The organism is Williamsia sp. Leaf354 (genome assembly GCF_001424365.1).
Classification (GTDB): domain Bacteria; phylum Actinomycetota; class Actinomycetes; order Mycobacteriales; family Mycobacteriaceae; genus Williamsia_A.
Map to the genome: position 1 here is coordinate 296,378 of NZ_LMPL01000003.1, position 16,519 is coordinate 312,896.

Annotated in this window: 18 protein-coding genes; 3 read left to right on the top strand and 15 right to left on the bottom strand. The window is 69.0% G+C overall.

The genetic code is table 11. The features are described from left to right. Positions 1–123 precede the first annotated feature (123 nt). On the top strand, positions 124–696 hold the full coding sequence (locus tag ASG12_RS21735) for a helix-turn-helix domain-containing protein (RefSeq protein ID WP_055790115.1): 573 nt from the start codon (positions 124–126) through the stop codon (positions 694–696). 13 nt (positions 697–709) lie between these two features. Here ASG12_RS21735 and ASG12_RS12885 read toward each other — a convergent pair whose 3' ends face one another. From ASG12_RS12885 to ASG12_RS12895, 3 genes are all read right to left on the bottom strand, one after another. Then, positions 710–1,987, bottom strand: coding sequence for a deoxyguanosinetriphosphate triphosphohydrolase (locus ASG12_RS12885; RefSeq protein WP_045823163.1), 1,278 nt, complete (start codon positions 1,985–1,987; stop codon positions 710–712). Between the two features lie 3 nt (positions 1,988–1,990). Beyond that, positions 1,991–2,473: a cold-shock protein gene (locus tag ASG12_RS21975; protein ID WP_235456736.1), complete on the bottom strand. Its 483-nt coding sequence runs from the start codon at positions 2,471–2,473 to the stop codon at positions 1,991–1,993. Between the two features lie 144 nt (positions 2,474–2,617). Then, the gene (locus tag ASG12_RS12895; RefSeq protein WP_156378094.1) at positions 2,618–4,003 is read right to left on the bottom strand and encodes a glycine--tRNA ligase; all 1,386 of its coding nucleotides are present in this window, start codon (positions 4,001–4,003) and stop codon (positions 2,618–2,620) included. A 159-nt stretch (positions 4,004–4,162) separates the two neighbouring features. Here ASG12_RS12895 and ASG12_RS12900 point away from each other — a divergent pair, with 159 nt between their 5' ends. Both ASG12_RS12900 and ASG12_RS12905 read left to right on the top strand, forming a co-directional pair. Next, on the top strand, positions 4,163–4,495 hold the full coding sequence (locus tag ASG12_RS12900; protein WP_045823166.1) for an ArsR/SmtB family transcription factor: 333 nt from the start codon (positions 4,163–4,165) through the stop codon (positions 4,493–4,495). Continuing rightward, positions 4,492–4,914, top strand: a complete 423-nt coding sequence (locus tag ASG12_RS12905; protein ID WP_055790120.1) for a Fur family transcriptional regulator — start codon at positions 4,492–4,494, stop codon at positions 4,912–4,914. The genes ASG12_RS12900 and ASG12_RS12905 overlap by 4 nt, the downstream gene beginning before the upstream one ends. A gap of 150 nt (positions 4,915–5,064) precedes the next feature. On the opposite strand, the gene ASG12_RS12910 is transcribed toward ASG12_RS12905, so the two are convergent. The 12 genes from ASG12_RS12910 to hrcA form a co-directional block, all read right to left on the bottom strand. Then, on the bottom strand, positions 5,065–5,484 hold the full coding sequence (locus ASG12_RS12910; protein WP_235456747.1) for a hypothetical protein: 420 nt from the start codon (positions 5,482–5,484) through the stop codon (positions 5,065–5,067). Further along, entirely contained in the window at positions 5,481–6,308 is an 828-nt protein-coding gene (locus tag ASG12_RS12915) for an isoprenyl transferase (RefSeq protein WP_055790874.1), read from the bottom strand. Before ASG12_RS12915 ends, ASG12_RS12910 begins: the two co-directional genes overlap by 4 nt. Further along, positions 6,274–7,068, bottom strand: coding sequence for a DNA repair protein RecO (recO, locus tag ASG12_RS12920; RefSeq protein ID WP_055790123.1), 795 nt, complete (start codon positions 7,066–7,068; stop codon positions 6,274–6,276). Before recO ends, ASG12_RS12915 begins: the two co-directional genes overlap by 35 nt. A 4-nt stretch (positions 7,069–7,072) precedes the next feature. Then, on the bottom strand, positions 7,073–8,521 hold the full coding sequence (locus ASG12_RS12925) for a YhgE/Pip domain-containing protein (protein ID WP_082501961.1): 1,449 nt from the start codon (positions 8,519–8,521) through the stop codon (positions 7,073–7,075). Positions 8,522–8,525: 4 nt separating this feature from the next. Then, a complete protein-coding gene (era, locus tag ASG12_RS12930; protein ID WP_055790877.1) occupies positions 8,526–9,452 on the bottom strand; it encodes a GTPase Era in 927 nt (308 codons plus the stop codon). 11 nt (positions 9,453–9,463) lie between these two features. Continuing rightward, complete coding sequence (locus tag ASG12_RS12935) at positions 9,464–10,816, bottom strand: hemolysin family protein (RefSeq protein ID WP_055790125.1); 1,353 nt, start codon at positions 10,814–10,816, stop codon at positions 9,464–9,466. 5 nt (positions 10,817–10,821) lie between these two features. Further along, a complete protein-coding gene (gene ybeY / locus ASG12_RS12940; RefSeq protein WP_055790880.1) occupies positions 10,822–11,394 on the bottom strand; it encodes an rRNA maturation RNase YbeY in 573 nt (190 codons plus the stop codon). Between the two features lie 4 nt (positions 11,395–11,398). Next, positions 11,399–12,394 (bottom strand): PhoH family protein, encoded by a 996-nt coding sequence (locus ASG12_RS12945; RefSeq protein WP_082080220.1) that lies wholly within the window; start codon positions 12,392–12,394, stop codon positions 11,399–11,401. Positions 12,395–12,618: 224 nt separating this feature from the next. Beyond that, positions 12,619–13,425: an alpha/beta hydrolase family protein gene (locus ASG12_RS12950; RefSeq protein ID WP_235456750.1), complete on the bottom strand. Its 807-nt coding sequence runs from the start codon at positions 13,423–13,425 to the stop codon at positions 12,619–12,621. After that, a complete protein-coding gene (locus tag ASG12_RS12955; RefSeq protein WP_055790128.1) occupies positions 13,422–14,177 on the bottom strand; it encodes a 16S rRNA (uracil(1498)-N(3))-methyltransferase in 756 nt (251 codons plus the stop codon). The genes ASG12_RS12950 and ASG12_RS12955 overlap by 4 nt, the downstream gene beginning before the upstream one ends. A 58-nt stretch (positions 14,178–14,235) precedes the next feature. Further along, entirely contained in the window at positions 14,236–15,387 is a 1,152-nt protein-coding gene (gene dnaJ, locus ASG12_RS12960; RefSeq protein ID WP_055790131.1) for a molecular chaperone DnaJ, read from the bottom strand. Positions 15,388–15,455: 68 nt separating this feature from the next. Continuing rightward, on the bottom strand, positions 15,456–16,490 hold the full coding sequence (gene hrcA, locus ASG12_RS12965) for a heat-inducible transcriptional repressor HrcA (protein ID WP_045823343.1): 1,035 nt from the start codon (positions 16,488–16,490) through the stop codon (positions 15,456–15,458). Positions 16,491–16,519: the final 29 nt, after the last annotated feature.

Sequence of the window (16,519 nt, forward strand, 5' to 3'; positions counted from 1 at the left end):
TCTCGTCGGAGTCGATTCCGACACGAGTGTGCCCTCCGCCGCCGAGACCAGTCAAACCCCAGAGGCAACGATTCCTACCCATGTGGTCACATCGACGGCGTGCCGGTCGTTACGATCGGCGCCATGGGCGAACAGATCGACGATCACTGGATCGGACGACGGGTCCGCGCTCTCCGGCTGCAACGCGGGTGGACGGTACGTGGACTCGCCGAGACCGCGGGATTGTCTGCCACTCAGCTGTCTCGGATCGAGTCGGGCGCCCGTCAGGCGTCGGTCGGGACCCTGATCGAACTGTCGCGGATCTTCTCGATCACCCTCAGCGAGTTGGTCGCCGACCTCACGCCGGCCGCCGTCCACGTCACGCGGGTCGATGATCGCGTCGTCCACGAGAGTGCCAGCGGCGACGTCGCGGTGCTCAGTGGCGAACTGCCCGACCTGCATTCGATGCATCTGACGGTCGGCCCGCACTGTTCGTCGCCCCCGGCCGACCATGACGGCGAGGAGTGGGTGTACGTCCTGCACGGCGAGGTCGATCTCGTCGTCGGCGGATCGGACGACGACTCCATCACACACGCACTGCGACCAGGCGACGCCGCGCACTTCCAGGGCCGTTCGACGCATCACCTCGTCAATCGGACCGAGGAACCGTGCGCACTCCTGCTGGTCGGCTCCCGCGACCGGACCGCGGCACGCTGACGAGCGCGCGTGGTCACCCCAGGTGCGCCTGAGCCCCTGAGTTCTGACGATCTGTGCGTTCGAGGCGCCCCTCGGTCATCGACGCGATCTGGTCGACGACGACGCGCATCCGCGCGGCGTCGTCGGTGGCGGCGGTGAAGGCGGGGACGAGGATCGGGTCGAGGCCACCGGGCGCCGCCCGCAGCAACCATGCCGCGACGCGGTGGATGCGGTCGCGTTGGCGCTGCTGGTGGGCGCGGTGGCGGACGTCGGAGAAGATGAACCGCAGCGCCACGGTCTTGAGGACGGCCACCTCGGAGGCGACCAGTGCGGGCACCGACAGGTCGGTGTCGTATCGGTGCAGCGGCCCGTCGCCGGACTCCGCGCGTGTACCGGCGATCGCGGCAGAGGCGAAGCGCCCCACCAGTTCGCTGGTGAGCTGTTTGAGGATCACCGAACCGGTCAGGGTCCCGTCGTAACCGTGTGCCGCACGGACGATCTCGAGATCGGCCAGACGCGCGGCCGCCTCGATCAGCGCGTTGGCGTCGAGCCCGTCGAACTCGCGCACACCGATCTCGGCCAGGTCGCGCTGCTCGGTCGGGTCGGCGAGGCTGCGCAGGTCGATGCGGCCACCCATGATGCCGTCCTCGACGTCGTGGACCGAGTACGCCACGTCGTCCGACCAGTCCATCACCTGCGCCTCGAGGCACTGCCGGGTTCCCGCGACACCGTCGCGCACCCAGTCGAGCATCGGCGAATCATCACCGTAGGCACCGAATTTCGCGCCAGGCTCCGGTCGCGTCCACGGGTACTTGAGGGTCGCGTCGAGCGATGCGCGCGTCAGGTTGAGGCCCACGGAGTCACCGCGGGCGTCGAGCAGCTTGGGTTCGAGGCGGGTGAGGATGCGCAGGTTCTGCGCGTTGCCCTCGAACCCGCCGTGGTCCTCGGCGACCTCGTCGAGCGCACGTTCCCCGTTGTGTCCGTAGGGCGGATGCCCGATGTCGTGGGCGAGACCGGCCAGTTCGACGAGGTCGGGATCGCAGCCCAGACCGATGGCGATCCCGCGACCGATCTGACCGACCTCCAACGAGTGTGTGAGACGGGTGCGCGGGGTGTCACCCTCGCGGGGTCCGACGACCTGGGTCTTGTCGGCGAGGCGCCGCAGGGCCGCGCTGTGCAGGACACGGGCGCGATCGCGGGCGAACTCGCTGCGGTGGTCGGTGTGGGTGCCGGGAAGGATCGACGACTTCGGCGCCTCGACGACGATGCGCGCCGTCGCGTGGTCGTCGTAGTCGGCGATCGGTGCGAGCACGGCTCAGTCGACGACCCAGCCGCGTGCGACGGCGAAATCGGCGACGCGCCCGCGGATGGCGATGATCTGGGTCGCGGTGAGGTCACCCGAGGCGTCGAGCAGGATCTCGGTGAGTTCCTCGACGAACGTGGTGGCGTCGAGAACCGCGGCGTCGGTCGGGCGCGGCGTGCGACGCGGGGCGCGCTCGCTGCGATCGTTCCGGTCGGTGCGCTCGCTGCGGTGGTCGCGCTCGCGGTGATCGCCGTGGTCGTCACGCCGACCGCCGCGGGGTGCGGCGTCAGCGGCCGCGCCGGTGACCGCGACGTTGACCGCCTTCGATCCCCGCTCGGTCGCCTCGACGTCGAAACTGACCTGGGCGCCCGGCTTGAGGGCGGACTCGTCGATGTCGATGTCGTTGATGTGCAGGAACACATCTGCACCACCGGAGTCCGGCGCCAGGAACCCGAATCCACGGTTGGCGTCGTAATGCACGACCTTGCCTGTCACCGAACCACTCACGACACACCCACTTCTCTCGTCTCGCCATCTCTCCCGCCGACCCCGTGCCGGCATGGCGACTCCTGACCCCGACTATGGCAGAGATCAGCGGCATCATCCATTCCCGGTGACCGCCCACCGCGGCCGACGCGCTCAGCAGCCGAGCAGTTCTCCGGCCAGATACGACGTCACCTGACTGATCGCGATGCGCTGCTGGCTCATGGTGTCGCGTTCACGGATGGTCACGGCGTCGTCGTCGAGCGAGTCGAAATCGACGGTCACACAGAACGGTGTCCCGATCTCGTCCTGGCGGCGGTACCGCTTGCCGATGCCCTGCGCGTCGTCGAACTCCACGTTCCAGTGCTGCCGCAGCTCGGCGGCGAGTGCCTTGGCCTTCGGTGAGAGCTGCTCGTTGCGCGAGAGCGGCAACACCGCGACCTTGATCGGCGCCAGACGCCGGTCGAGTTTGAGGACCGTGCGGGTGTCGGTGCCGCCCTTGGCATTCGGCACCTCCTCGTCGACGAGTGCGTCACACAGGAACGCCATGAACGACCGCGTGAGACCGGCTGCGGGTTCGATCACGTACGGCGTGTACCGCTCGCCCGACGCCTGGTCGAAGAACGACAGGTCCTCCCCCGAGTGCTTCGAGTGGGTGCTGAGGTCGAAGTCGGTGCGGTTGGCGACACCCTCGAGCTCACCCCACGGGCTGCCCGCGAAGCCGAACCTGTACTCGACGTCGACCGTGCGTTTGGCGTAGTGCGACAGCTTCTCGGCGGGGTGCTCGAACAGGCGCAGGTTGTCGGGGTCGATCCCGAGGTCGACGTACCACTGACGGCGGGTGTCGATCCAGTACTGGTGCCACTGCTCGTCGTCGCCGGGCTTGACGAAGAACTCCATCTCCATCTGCTCGAACTCGCGGGTGCGGAAGATGAAGTTGCCCGGGGTGATCTCGTTGCGGAAACTCTTGCCGATCTGCCCGATGCCGAACGGCGGCTTCTTGCGCGCCGTGGTCATCACGTTCTTGAAGTTGACGAAGATGCCCTGCGCGGTCTCCGGGCGCAGGTAGTGCAGCCCGTCCTCGGACTCGACCGGTCCGAGGTAGGTCTTGAGCATCATGTTGAAGTCGCGCGGCTCGGTCCACCGGCCGCGGGTGCCGCAGTCGGGACACACGATCTCCGTCATGGGGACCGCATCGGGGTCGTCGAGACCCTTCTTCTCCGCGTAGGCCTCCTGCAGATGGTCCTGGCGGTGTCGCTTGTGGCAGTTGAGGCACTCGACGAGCGGGTCGTTGAACACGCTCACGTGGCCCGAGGCCTCCCACACCGCGCGCGGCAGGATGACCGACGAGTCGAGGCCGACGACGTCGTCGCGCGAGGTGACCATCGACCGCCACCACTGCTTCTTGATGTTGTCCTTGAGCTCCACGCCGAGTGGGCCGTAGTCCCATGCCGATTTGGTACCGCCGTAGATCTCACCGCACTGGTACACCAGCCCTCGCCGCTTGCACAGGTTGACGACGGCATCGACTGTTCCGGCCACGATGAACGCACACTCCAGCTTCGGTCTCGGGGAAGAAGTACCGACCCAGACTAGCCCCGGCGGTGCGGCCGCCTTGACATGGCCGACGGCGCATATGAAAATGATTGCAATTAAGCACGCGGTGTCCCACGACGCCTGCGACCACGAGAGAGGTAGGCCATGGTGGAGAACTCCGGCGAGGTCGCGACCGGCGGGGTGCGGGCCGATCGCGCCGCGCTCGAGGCGGCCGGTGAGCTGTTGCGCGCGTTGGCCGCGCCGGTGCGGATCGCCATCGTGCTGCAACTGCTCGAGCGCGAGCAGTGCGTCCACGAACTCGTCGGCCACCTCGGCGTCACCCAACCGCTCATCAGCCAGCACCTGCGGGTCCTCAAGGCGGCGGGCGTGGTCCACGGCGAACGCAACGGCCGCGAGATCCTCTACCGCCTCGTCGACGACCACCTCTCGCACATCGTCACCGACGCCGTCGCCCACGCCACCGAACACGGCGAATGAGCGCCCACCACACCGAGGCCGAGGCCGCACCACCGGTGACCGGCGTGCGGTCCACCCGTCAGCGCCACGCGATCGCGTCGTTGCTCACCACCGTCGACGAGTTCCGATCGGCGCAGGAGCTCCACGACAGTCTCAAGGCCGACGGCGAGTCCATCGGTCTGACCACTGTGTACCGCAACCTGCAGGCGCTGGCCGATGCGGGCGAGATCGACGTGCTGCGTACCGATTCCGGCGAGTCCCGTTACCGTCGTTGCTCGGCCGGCCACCACCATCACCTGGTGTGTCGGGTGTGTGGGACCACGATCGAGGTGCAGGCCGACCCGGTCGAGGAATGGGCCAGCGCGATCGCGGCGAGTCACGGCTACACCGACGTCAGCCACACCGTCGAGATCTTCGGGCGCTGCCCCGATTGTCACTGATCCGACGCCGACCGGGCACCGAACGCCGTCGATCGTGCACGTGTCCGCATCGAGTGGGCACTTCCCCGCGGCGACATCTGCCTCGAGGTGACGACTGCCCGATCGATCGTTGCACCTGCCCGATCGACGCGAGTACCAGCCCGATCGACGTCAGGCGGTGAGGGCGGCCGAGAGTTCGGTGCCGGTGGAGAGCACGAGATGCACCATGGTCAGCAGCGCCGCGTCGTCGAGAGTGCCGGCCGGAAACGTGTAGTGCGCCAACACATCGGTGGTCACCTCCGTCGACGCGCGTTTGATCGCACCGAAACTCATCTGCCCCGACAGTCGTTCGATGTCATCGCGCAGGGCGTCGGTGTTCGGCAGGTCCCACGCCAGCACCTGGGTCACCGAGAGGACGTCGAGTCCCTCCGACAGTGTCATCGACTGCACCGCGGCGCGGGTGCCCTCGAACGCCACGGTCATCGACGTCTCCCCCGCGACATGGTCGACCGCGCCGATCGCCGAGATGAGGGTCGCCGCGCGGTCCATCAGCGCGACGGCGGGCGTGGGGGTCGATCCGGAGTCGCTCACGCCGGGTCCCCCGCCTGGCGTACGCCACCGAATCTGCGGTCACGCGAGGCATATTCGACGCACGCGGCCCACAGGTCGCGCCGGTCGAAATCGGGGAACAGCTTGTCCTGGTACACCATCTCGGCGTACGCCGACTGCCACAGCAGGAAGTTCGAGATGCGCTGCTCCCCCGACGGCCGCAGGAACAGGTCGACGTCGGGCATGTCCGGCTCGTCGAGGTGGCGGGCCACGGTCTTCTCGTCGATGCGCTCGGGGTCGAGTTGCCCGGCGGCGACCCGGCGCGCGATCTCGCGTGCGGCGTCGGCGATCTCGGCACGCCCTCCGTAGTTGACACACATCGTCAGGTTCATGACGGTGTTGTCCTTCGTCATCTCCTCGGCGACCTCGAGTTCACGGATCACGCTGGCCCACAGTCGAGGTCGACGACCGGCCCACCGGACGCGGACGCCCATCTCGTGCATCTCGTCCCGACGACGCCGGATCACGTCGCGGTTGAAACCCATGAGGAAGCGCACCTCCTCGGGGCTGCGCGACCAGTTCTCGGTGGAGAAGGCATACGCCGAGAGCCACGTGACGCCGAGTTCGATGCACCCGCACACCGAGTCCATCAACACGGCCTCGCCGCGCTTGTGGCCCTCGGTCCTCGGCAGTCCGCGGTCGGTGGCCCACCGACCGTTGCCGTCCATCACCAGCGCGACATGCCGCGGGATGAGCTCGGTCTGCAGCAGCGGCGGTCGCGCTCCGGACGGATGCGGGTCGGGTGGACGGATCACCCGGTCGGCGACCGGTTCAGCGGACCGCTTCACGGGGCGACGTAGAGCCATCACGGTTGTCCTCTCCGAGTCGGTGCGGCGCCTCGCGTTCGATCAGGGGCAGCGTGCGCAGCTGACGCTCGAGATGCCACTGCAGGTGCGCCGCGGTCAGGCCACTGGCCTGGCGGCGCAGCGAGTCGTTGACATCGACGGTGTGCTCCCAGCGCCCACGGTAGAGGTCGTCCATGAGGTCCATCACGCCCGGTGACGGCGTCGCCGACCCCGCCGGCCGGCAGTGCAGACACACCGCCCCGCCCGCGGCGACGTGGAACGCGCGGTGCGGTCCCGGCGCACCGCACCTCGCACAGGTGTCGAGCGCGGGCATCCATCCCGCGAAATCCATGGCCCGCAACAGGAACGCGTCGAGGACGAGGTCGCGCGGGCGGACGGCGTCGGCGATGGCGCGCAGCCCACCGACGGTGAGTTCGTGCAACCGGTCCGCGGGTGCGCGTTCCTCGCCGGCGAGGCGTTCGGCGGTCTCGAGCACCGCGCACGCGCTGGTGTAGCGCCCGTAGTCGGCGACGATGGACGACGCGAACGCGTCGATGCTCTCCACCTGCGTCACCACGTCGAGGTTGCGACCGGGGTAGAGCAGCACGTCGACGTGGGCGAACGGTTCGAGTCGGGCCCCGAACTTCGAGCGGGTCCGTCGGACGCCCTTGGCGACCGCGCGGACGAGACCGTGCTGATGGGTCAGGAGCGTGACGATGCGATCGGCCTCGCCCAGCTTGTGCTGGCGCACGACCACCGCCTGATCCCGATACAGCCTCACCCGGTCATTCTCGCACCGTCGGCGACTCCCCTGCCGCCACCGACACTCCTCCGGCGGCGACGGAGGGGACGTCGTCGGCCCGCGGAACGCGCTGCCACCCCTTCGCGTCGTAGACCCGCACGGCCACCGACCCCAGGATGAGGCCGATCGCGAGCCCGACGAGGGTGGCGACCAGGGAGTGCCCGAGCCCGGCGGCGAAGTCACCGTTGAAGTAGAGGATCGACCGGACTCCGAGGTAGATCTGGCGCATCGGTTCGACCTCGGCGAGCCACGCGAAGATCCGCGGACTGGCCTCCAGCGGCACTGCACCACCCGAGGAGGGCAGGCCGAGGATCACGAAGAAGACGAGGTTGACGATCATGCCGGGCGTGCCGAACAGCGCCATGATCGACGACGCGGTGACCCCGACCGCGGTGACGGCGAGCGTCGAGTACATCCACAGCGTGAACGGTGCGGGGTTGTCCATCCCGACCGCGGCACACACCGCGATGTAGAGCGCCGACTGCACCATCGCGATGAGGAACATGATCCACCACTTCACGACGAGCGTGCCGCGGCGCGAGATGGGCAGTCGCCTGCGCAGTCGGTACAGCGGCCCGATCTCGATGGGGATCGCCCCGAGCATCCCGTCGACGAGCGAGTGCACGATGAGCGCGCCGGTGAACCCGGCGAGCACCAGCAGGATGGTGAAGTAGAACGCCGACAACCCGTTCGCGGCGCCGCCCGGGAGCGGTTGTGCATCCGACACCGAGAACACCACCGGCGCGGAGAACGCGTACGACGCCAACCCCACGAACGGGACGTCGTTCTGCGCCAAGCGGTCTCGCACCGTCTTCGTCAACTGTGCGCCGAACCGCTCGTTGACCGACGTCTTGATCCGGTCGACCGCGGTGGTGAGGATCGACGAGGCGAACGTCCCCGACCGACGGTTGGTGAGCACGTCGATGGTGGGCGGCGACGGCGTGTCGCGGCCCACGACCGACCCCGCGAGATCGATGGCCGACTGGGAGAAGTCGGCGGGGATGATGATCACGCCGTAGGTCTGCGCCGAGGCGAGGCGATCCAGCGCGGTCCCGCGGTCATTGACGCGCAGCGTCAAGCCGCTGTCACGTGTGCCGTCGACGATGCCCTGGGCGACCTCGTTGCCGAACGCGGCGCGCGGCGCGTTCGCGCCCTGGGAGGCGCCGGTGTCCTCCACGACGAGGTCGACGGAGAACTCGTGGAGATTCTTCTCCGGGTTGACGATCGCACCCATGTACATCGCGGCGAGCAGACACATGATGCCCACGACGGCGGCGATCGGCGCGACCCAGAACCGCGGGGTGGCCAGCAGCGCGCGCACCGCGTGCGTCGACCCGCCGTCGGCCGCCGCGGTCTCGATGACAGGAGCGGCACCGTCGGCCTCGGTGGGGTCGGGCTCAGTGGGTTCGGGCTTCTCGTGCGCGCCGGACACCGAACTAGAAGCCCATCTTGCGAAGCTGTCGGGGGTCGCGCTGCCAGTCCTTGGCGACCTTCACGTGGATGTCGAGGTAGACACGGGTACCGAGCAGCCGTTCGATCTGTCCGCGGGCGGTGGTCCCGACTTCTTTGAGACGAGAACCCTTGTGACCGATGACGATCCCCTTCTGACTGTCCCGCTCGACGAACAGCGTCGCGTGGACGTCGACCATCGGGGGACGGTCGTCGCGGGTCTGCTCGCGCTCGATGACCTCCTCGATGACGACGGCGAGCGAGTGCGGCAGCTCGTCACGCACGCCCTCCAGCGCGGCCTCGCGGATGAACTCGGCCATCAGGACCAGCTCGGGTTCGTCGGTCAGTTCCCCGTCGGGATAGAACGCCGGACCGGGCTCCATCATGGAGACGATCACGTCGGTGAGGATGTCGAGTTGCTGCCCCGACTTCGCCGACACCGGCACCACCTCGCCCTCGGGCCCGAGCAGCTTCGACAGCGCCAGCAGCTGCATGCCGACCCGGTCGGGGGTGACACGGTCGATCTTGGTCACGACACCCAGCAGCGGCGTCTTCGGCGCGACCTGCCGGATCTGGTCGACGATCCAGCGGTCGCCGGGACCGATGGTCTCGTCGGCCGGGATGCAGAGCCCGATGACGTCGACCTCGGAGTAGGTGTCGCGCACCAGGTCGTTGAGACGCTGCCCCAGCAGGGTGCGGGGTCGGTGCAGTCCCGGGGTGTCGACCAGGATCAGCTGCGCGTCCGGCCGATTGACGATGCCGCGGATGGTGTGGCGGGTCGTCTGCGGTCGATTGGACGTGATCGCGATCTTCTCGCCGACGAGGGCGTTGGTGAGCGTCGATTTACCGGTGTTGGGCCGCCCGACGAAACACAGGAATCCCGAACGGAAATCGGCATCGTCACGCGTCCCCATCGACGATGTGGTCACGACACCCCTTCCGACGAGCGCGAGCGTCCGCCCGTCGCCTCGACATCGTCCCCGGTCGACTCGACGGCGTCGTCGTCGGGTCGGTGTTCGCGTTCGACGACCACCGAGGTGATGCGCAGACGGCCCTGTCGGTTGGGTCCGCCCTCGGCGAGCAGGATCAGACCGTGCGAGGTGACCCGCGCCCCCGGCAGAGGGACACGACCGAGCGCGAGACCGACCAGGCCGCTGACGGTGTCGACGTCGTCGGCGTCGATCTCGATGTCGAACAGTTCACCGAGATCCTCCACGGGCAACCGCGACGACACCCGGTACCGACCGTCACCCAGATCGTCGATCGGCGACAGCTCGTCGGTGTCGTACTCGTCGTTGATCTCCCCCACGATCTCCTCGAGGACGTCCTCGATGGTGACCAGCCCGGCGATGCCGCCGTATTCGTCGACGAGCAGCGCCATGTGGTTGCGGATGCGCTGCATGTCGGCGAGAACACGGTCGAGCGGCTTGGAATCGGGGATGAACTCCGCGGGGCGCATCGCCTCGGCGACCGCGACCGGCGGGTCGGACCGGTCGGCCCGGATGGATCGCTCGACGAGATCCTTCAGGTAGACGACACCGAGGATGTCGTCGGGGTTCTCGCCGATCACCGGGATGCGCGAGTGTCCGGAACGGGTGGCGAGGCTCATCGCCTGCACCACCGTCTTGTCCGACTCGATCCAGATCATCTCCGGCCGGGGCACCATCACCTCCCGCGCGCAGGTGTCGCCGAGATCGAAGACCGACTGGATCATCCGTCGTTCGCCGGCATCGACCACGCCACGCGCCTCGGCCATGTCGACGAGTTCGCGGAGTTCGACCTCGGTGGCGAAGGGGCCGTTGCGGAAACCCTTGCCGGGGGTGATCGCGTTGCCGAGCAGGATCAGCAACCGCGTGACCGGCCGCAGCAGGAATCCGATGGCCTGCAGGACCACCGCCGACGGCAGGGCGATGGAGTAGGCGTTCTGGCGGCCGAGTGTCCGTGGTCCGACACCGACCATCACGTAGCTGACGACCGACATCGCCAGCACGACGGTGACGATGGCCCACATGCGACTGAGCTGTTCGGCGGCGAGCACCGCCACGAGCGTGGTCGCGGCGATCTCGCAGACGATGCGCATGAGGGTGGTCAGACCCACGTAGGTGGCGCGGTCGACGAGGACGGCCCGCAGTCGGGTCGAGCCGCCGCGGCCCTCTCGGATCATGTCGTCGACCCGGGCCACCGAGACGGTCAGCAGGGCGGCGTCGATCGCCGCGAACAGACCGCCGAGCGGGATCAGGGCCAGGGCGAGCAGCAGGAGCCACACGTCGGTGGGCACGGCCCTCAGAGCTCCTTGCGGTCGGTGGACTCGCGCTCGGAAGAGTGAGCAGAGGTGAAGCCGATGCGGTTGAGCAGTGTGGCGTCCTTGGCCGCCTGGGCCCGCGCGCGGTCGGCGGCGCGCCGATCGGCGTACCACTCGTCGATGATGCGGCCCTGGATGCCGAACATCTCCTTCTCCTCGTCGGGTTCGGCGTGGTCGTACCCGAGGAGGTGCAGCACACCGTGGACGGTGAGGACCGCCAGCTCGTGTTCGACGGGGTGACGCGCGGTGGCCGCCTGCACCGCCGCGAACTCCGGGCACAGCACGATGTCGCCGAGCATGGCCGGGCCGGGATCGGGGGTGTCGGGGCGACCGCCGGGGGTCAGCTCGTCCATCGGGAAACTCATCACGTCGGTCGGACCGGGCAGGTCCATCCACCGCAGGTGCAGTTCGGCCATCGTCTCGTTGTCGACGAGCACCATCGACAGCTCGGCGCCGGGATGCACGTCCATCTGGCCGAGCGCGTACTCGGCGACGTCGACGAGCATCCGCTCGGGGACCTCGACGCCCGACTCGTTGGAGACCTCGATGCTCATCGGGTCACGACCGCCGACCGTTGCCCGCGGCGCGACGCCCCGCGCGGTTGGCACCGGGTGCGATGTCCTGGTTCGCCTCGAAACGACCGTAGGCGTCGACGATGTCGGCGACGAGGCGATGCCGTACGACGTCGGCGCTGGTCAGCGTCGCGAAGTGGATGTCGTCGATGTCGGTGAGGATGCGACTGGCGGCGCGCAGCCCGCTCTCGGCACCCCCGGGCAGGTCGACCTGCGTGACGTCACCGGTCACCACGACCTTCGACCCGAACCCGAGGCGGGTGAGGAACATCTTCATCTGCTCGCCGGTAGTGTTCTGGGCCTCATCGAGGATGATGAACGCGTCGTTGAGGGTGCGGCCGCGCATGTAGGCCAGCGGCGCGACCTCGATGACCCCGGCCGCCATGAGCTTCGGGATCGCATCGGGATCCATCATGTCGTGCAGCGCATCGTGCAGGGGTCGCAGATACGGGTCGATCTTGTCGTGCAGCGTGCCGGGCAGGAAGCCGAGGCGTTCGCCCGCCTCCACCGCGGGACGGGTCAGGATGATGCGGCTGACCGACTTCGTCTGCAGGGCCTGCACGGCCTTCGCCATCGCGAGGTAGGTCTTGCCGGTGCCGGCGGGACCCATGCCGAAGACGATGGTGTTGACGTCGATGGCGTCGACGTAGCGCTTCTGGTTCACCGTCTTCGGGCGGATCGACTTGCCGCGCCGCGAGATGATGTCGAGGCTGAGCACCTCGGCGGGCGACTCCCCCGAGCCGTCGGTGAGCATCGACACACTCTGTCGGACCAGGTCCGGGCTCAGCGCCGTGCCGCGGCGCACCACCGACACCAGTTCGGCGATGACACGTTCGGCGGTCGCGACGTCGGCCGGGGCACCGTGCAGGGTGATCCGGTTGCCGCGGACGTGGACGTCGGCCGCGAGGAGCTTCTCCAGCTCCCGCAGATTACGGTCGCCGGTACCGAGAAGCCCCATGACAACGTCCGGTGCCACCTCCATGCTGGATTCCGCCGACGGTCCGGCGGCTGCGCGGGGGCCATTCCCGGCTGTGTGGGCATCGGTCACGTAGTGGAACTCTCATCTCGTCGGCGAACCGTGGGTACGGTCCGGTCGGGGTGCGGCGTGCGCTGCTTCACTCTATCGCTGATGAACGTGGGATCTCGCGTCGATATTTCGTCCGCGCATCTCGCGTGCACCGGTCCCCGTCGCCGGGAAGGGGCACGTCAGATGCCCAGGCGCCGCAGCGTCTCGCGGTGGACCCGGCTCGCCGGGTCCATGAAGGAGTCGTGTCCCTCACCGCCGACGGTGACCAGTTCGACCGACTGACCCGCCCGTCGCGCCCCCTCGACGTAGGCCATCGACATCTCCAGGGGCACCGAGGTGTCCAGTTCTCCCTGCACCACCGCGACGTGGGCGGGGAACGGCGACAGGTGCGCCGGTGAGGCGTCGCGGTAGCGGTGAGGGGTCGCGGCGTACTCGGCGCCGATGAACGCCGCGAGCGCGGCGTGCCCGTCGGTGCCGGCACGCACGAGGTCGGAGGCGGGCGCCTGCACGACGACGGTGCTGATGGTCGACCGATCGGTGCGGGCCTGCAGCCGGGCCGCCGCCCAGAGTGCGAGCTGGCCACCCGCGGAGTGACCGATCACCGAGACCCGCCCGAAATCGGCTCGGGTCGCGAGGTCGGCGGGCAGGGCTGCGCGCACCGGCCCGTCGAGCGCACGGATGGCGTTGACGACGTCGTAACCCGTTCGCGGCCAACCGCCGTCGGGTTCGCCGACCCGGCGGTACTCGATGTTCCACACGATCGCACCGCGGGCGGCGAGATCGCGCGCGACGGGCGTCTGGACCACGAGTTCGAAATCGGTCGACCAGTAGCCGCCGTGCACCATCACCACGACCGGGACCCGGGGCGGGTCCTCGCCGGCGGCGACCGGCGCGACCGTCGGGAGGTGCAGGTGTCCGAACTGCGAGTTGCGGTCGCCATAGGCGATCTTGACGCGCTCGGCGGCGGTGGACCGCACGCCGGTCACGACCGCTCCCACCGGCTCGTCATCGCACCGATCGCACCCAGGGCGACGGTGCCCGCGGTCGAGGTGCGCAGCACCTCGGGTCCCATCCGCACCGACCGCGCACCGAGCGCGGTGAAATCGTCGAGCTCAGATGGGTCGATCCCGCCCTCGGGCCCGACGATCACGATCACCTCGCTCGCGTCGGCGACACCGATGGCGGTCAACGACTCGACAGCACCCTCGTGCAGGACCACAGCGACTCCTCCGGATTCGATGGACCCACTGATGATCGCGCGGATGTCGACGGTGTGCGCGACACCGGCGATCTCGGGGATGTGCGCACGCCGACTCTGCTTGGCCGCGGTCGCGGCCGCCGACCGCCATTTCCGCAGGCCCTTCTCCTCACGGGGCCCCACCCACCGGCTCACGCAGCGCGCGCTCTGCCACGCCACCACCCGGTCGACGCCCGCCTCGGTGGCCAGTTCGACCGCGAGTTCGGAGCGATCCGATTTCGGCAGCGCCTGCACCAGGGTCACCAGCGGCGACGGCCGCGGCACCTCTCTGCGGTCGAGCGCGGTGAGGCGCAGGCGGTCCTTGGCGAGGGTGGCGACCACCTCGCAGTCGGCGACCGTACCGGCGCCGTCACCGACGGTGATGCGGTCGCCGGCGACGATCCGGGTGACGGTCACCGCGTGGTGACCCTCGGTCCCGGTGAGATCGGCGAGCGCACCGACGGCCGGGACCTCGTCGATCCAGAACAGCGGCGGCGTCATCGTCTCGGCGGTGACATAGGGCGGGCGGACAGAGGGCGGGCGGACATCGGGTGAGGGGTCAGCGACCCGCGAAAGCGTTGCGGAGGCGGGAGAACAGGCCACCGTTGGTGGCCGACTGCGAGTCGACGAGTTCGAGATGCTCGTGCGTCGCGACCTCTTTGTACTGCTTGAGCTTCTGGGTCTGCTTGTGGTCGAGACGGGTCGGGACCACCACGTCGAGGTGGACGTGCACCGAGCCCCGCACCCCGGTGTGCAGGTGCGGCATGCCCTGGCCCTTGATGCGCGTGACCTGTCCGGGCTGGGTGCCCGGCTCGACCGTGACCGTCGCCGTGCCGCCGAGGACGCTGTCGATGTCGAGGCTGGCGCCGAGCGCGGCGTCGACCATGGGGACCTTGACGGTGCAGTGGAGGTCGTCGCCGTCACGGACGAAGACGTCGTGGGGCTTCTGGACGACCTCGACGTAGAGGTCACCGGCGGGGCCGCCGCCGGGGCCGACCTCGCCCTGACCCTGCAGACGCACCCGCATCCCCTCGCCGACGCCGGCGGGGATCTTGACCGTCATGGTCCGACGCGAGCGGACTCGCCCGTCGCCGGCGCACTTGCGGCACGGGTCGGGGATGGTCTGGCCGGTGCCGCCGCAGGTCGGGCACGGCCGCGAGGTCATGACCTGGCCGAGGAACGACCGCTGCACCGACTGGATCTCGCCGGCGCCCTTGCAGGTGTCGCAGTTCACCGGCTTGCTGCCGTCGTGGCCACCGGAGCCCTTGCACACGTCGCACAGCACGGCGGTGTCGACGGTGACCTCCTTGCTCACACCGGCGGCACACTCGTCGAGGTCGAGCTGCATCCGCAGCAGTGCGTCCGAGCCGGGCTGCACCCGACCGCGGGGTCCGCGACCGCCGCCACCGGCGCCGGCGCCGAAGAACGCCTCGAAGACGTCACCGAGGCCACCGCCACCGAAGCCCCCACCGAACCCACCGCCGGAACCGGCGGTGGCGAGGGGATCCCCGCCGGCGTCGACGATGCGTCGCTTCTCCGGGTCCGACAGGACCTCGTAGGCGGTCGACACCTCGGCGAACCGCTGCTGGGCGGCCTCGTCGGGGTTGACGTCGGGATGCAGTTCGCGCGCCAGCTTCCGGTAGGCGCGCTTGATCTCGGAATCACTGGAACCCGGGGCGACGCCCAGGGTCCCGTAGTAGTCACGTGCCACGCGCAGCGGTGTCCTTCACTCGTTCGAATCGTTCTTCGGGTGGTCTCGCGGTCCCGTCGCCGAGCGAGTCAGCGCTCGGCGAGGACCTCACCGACATATCTGGCAACGGCGGCGACCGACGCAATGGTTCCCGGGTAGTCCATGCGTGTGGGGCCCAGAACCCCCAGACCACCGAAAACGGTGCCCGAGGCACCGTACCCCGTGGACACGACGGCGGCGCCACGCAGGTTGGCGGTGTTCGTCTCCTCGCCGATCTGCACGGTGACCGTGCCGGGCAGCTGGGTCGCCGCGAGCAGTTTGAGGACGACCACCTGTTCCTCGAGCGCCTCGAGGACCGAGTCCATCGACCCCTGGACCGGGGTGAAGTCGGCCGCCGAGCGGGCGAGATTCGAGGTCCCGCCGAGCACGAGGCGGTCATCCGAGCGTTCGACGAGGGTCTCCACGAGCACCGAGGCCATGCGGATCACGGCCTGCCGCAGATCGTCGGGCGCGGAGTTCGCCAGTTCGGCGACCGCGTGGGACGCGACCTCGAGCCGTTGACCGTGCAGCGCCGCGGAGAACATGTCGCGCAGGCGCACGATCTCCTCGTCACCGATATCCTCGGGGACGTCGACCATCCGTTGCTCGACGCGACCGGTGTCGGTGATCACCACCAGCAGCAGACGCGACGGGGTCAACGCGACCACCTCGAGGTGACGGACCGTCGCGGTGGACAGCACCGGGTACTGGATCACCGCGACCTGTCGGGTCAGCTGGGCCAGCAACCGCACCGACCGTCGCAGCACGTCGTCGAGGTCGACGCCGGTGTCGAGGAAACTCAGGATGGCGCGCCGTTCCACGCTCGAGAGCGGTTTGACCTCCGAGATCCGGTCGACGAAGAGTCGGTAGCCCTTGTCGGTCGGCACCCGACCGGAGCTGGTGTGCGGCTGGGCGATGTAGCCCTCGGCCTCGAGCACGGCCATGTCGTTGCGGATCGTCGCGCTCGACACCCCCAGGTGGTGTCGCTCCACGAGGGCCTTCGAGCCGATCGGCTCCTGGGTCGCCACGTAGTCGGTGACGATCGCGCGCAGGACCTCGAAACGGCGTTCGTCGGTGCTGGACAAGGGGATCACCTCCGTGGGTAATGCAGACG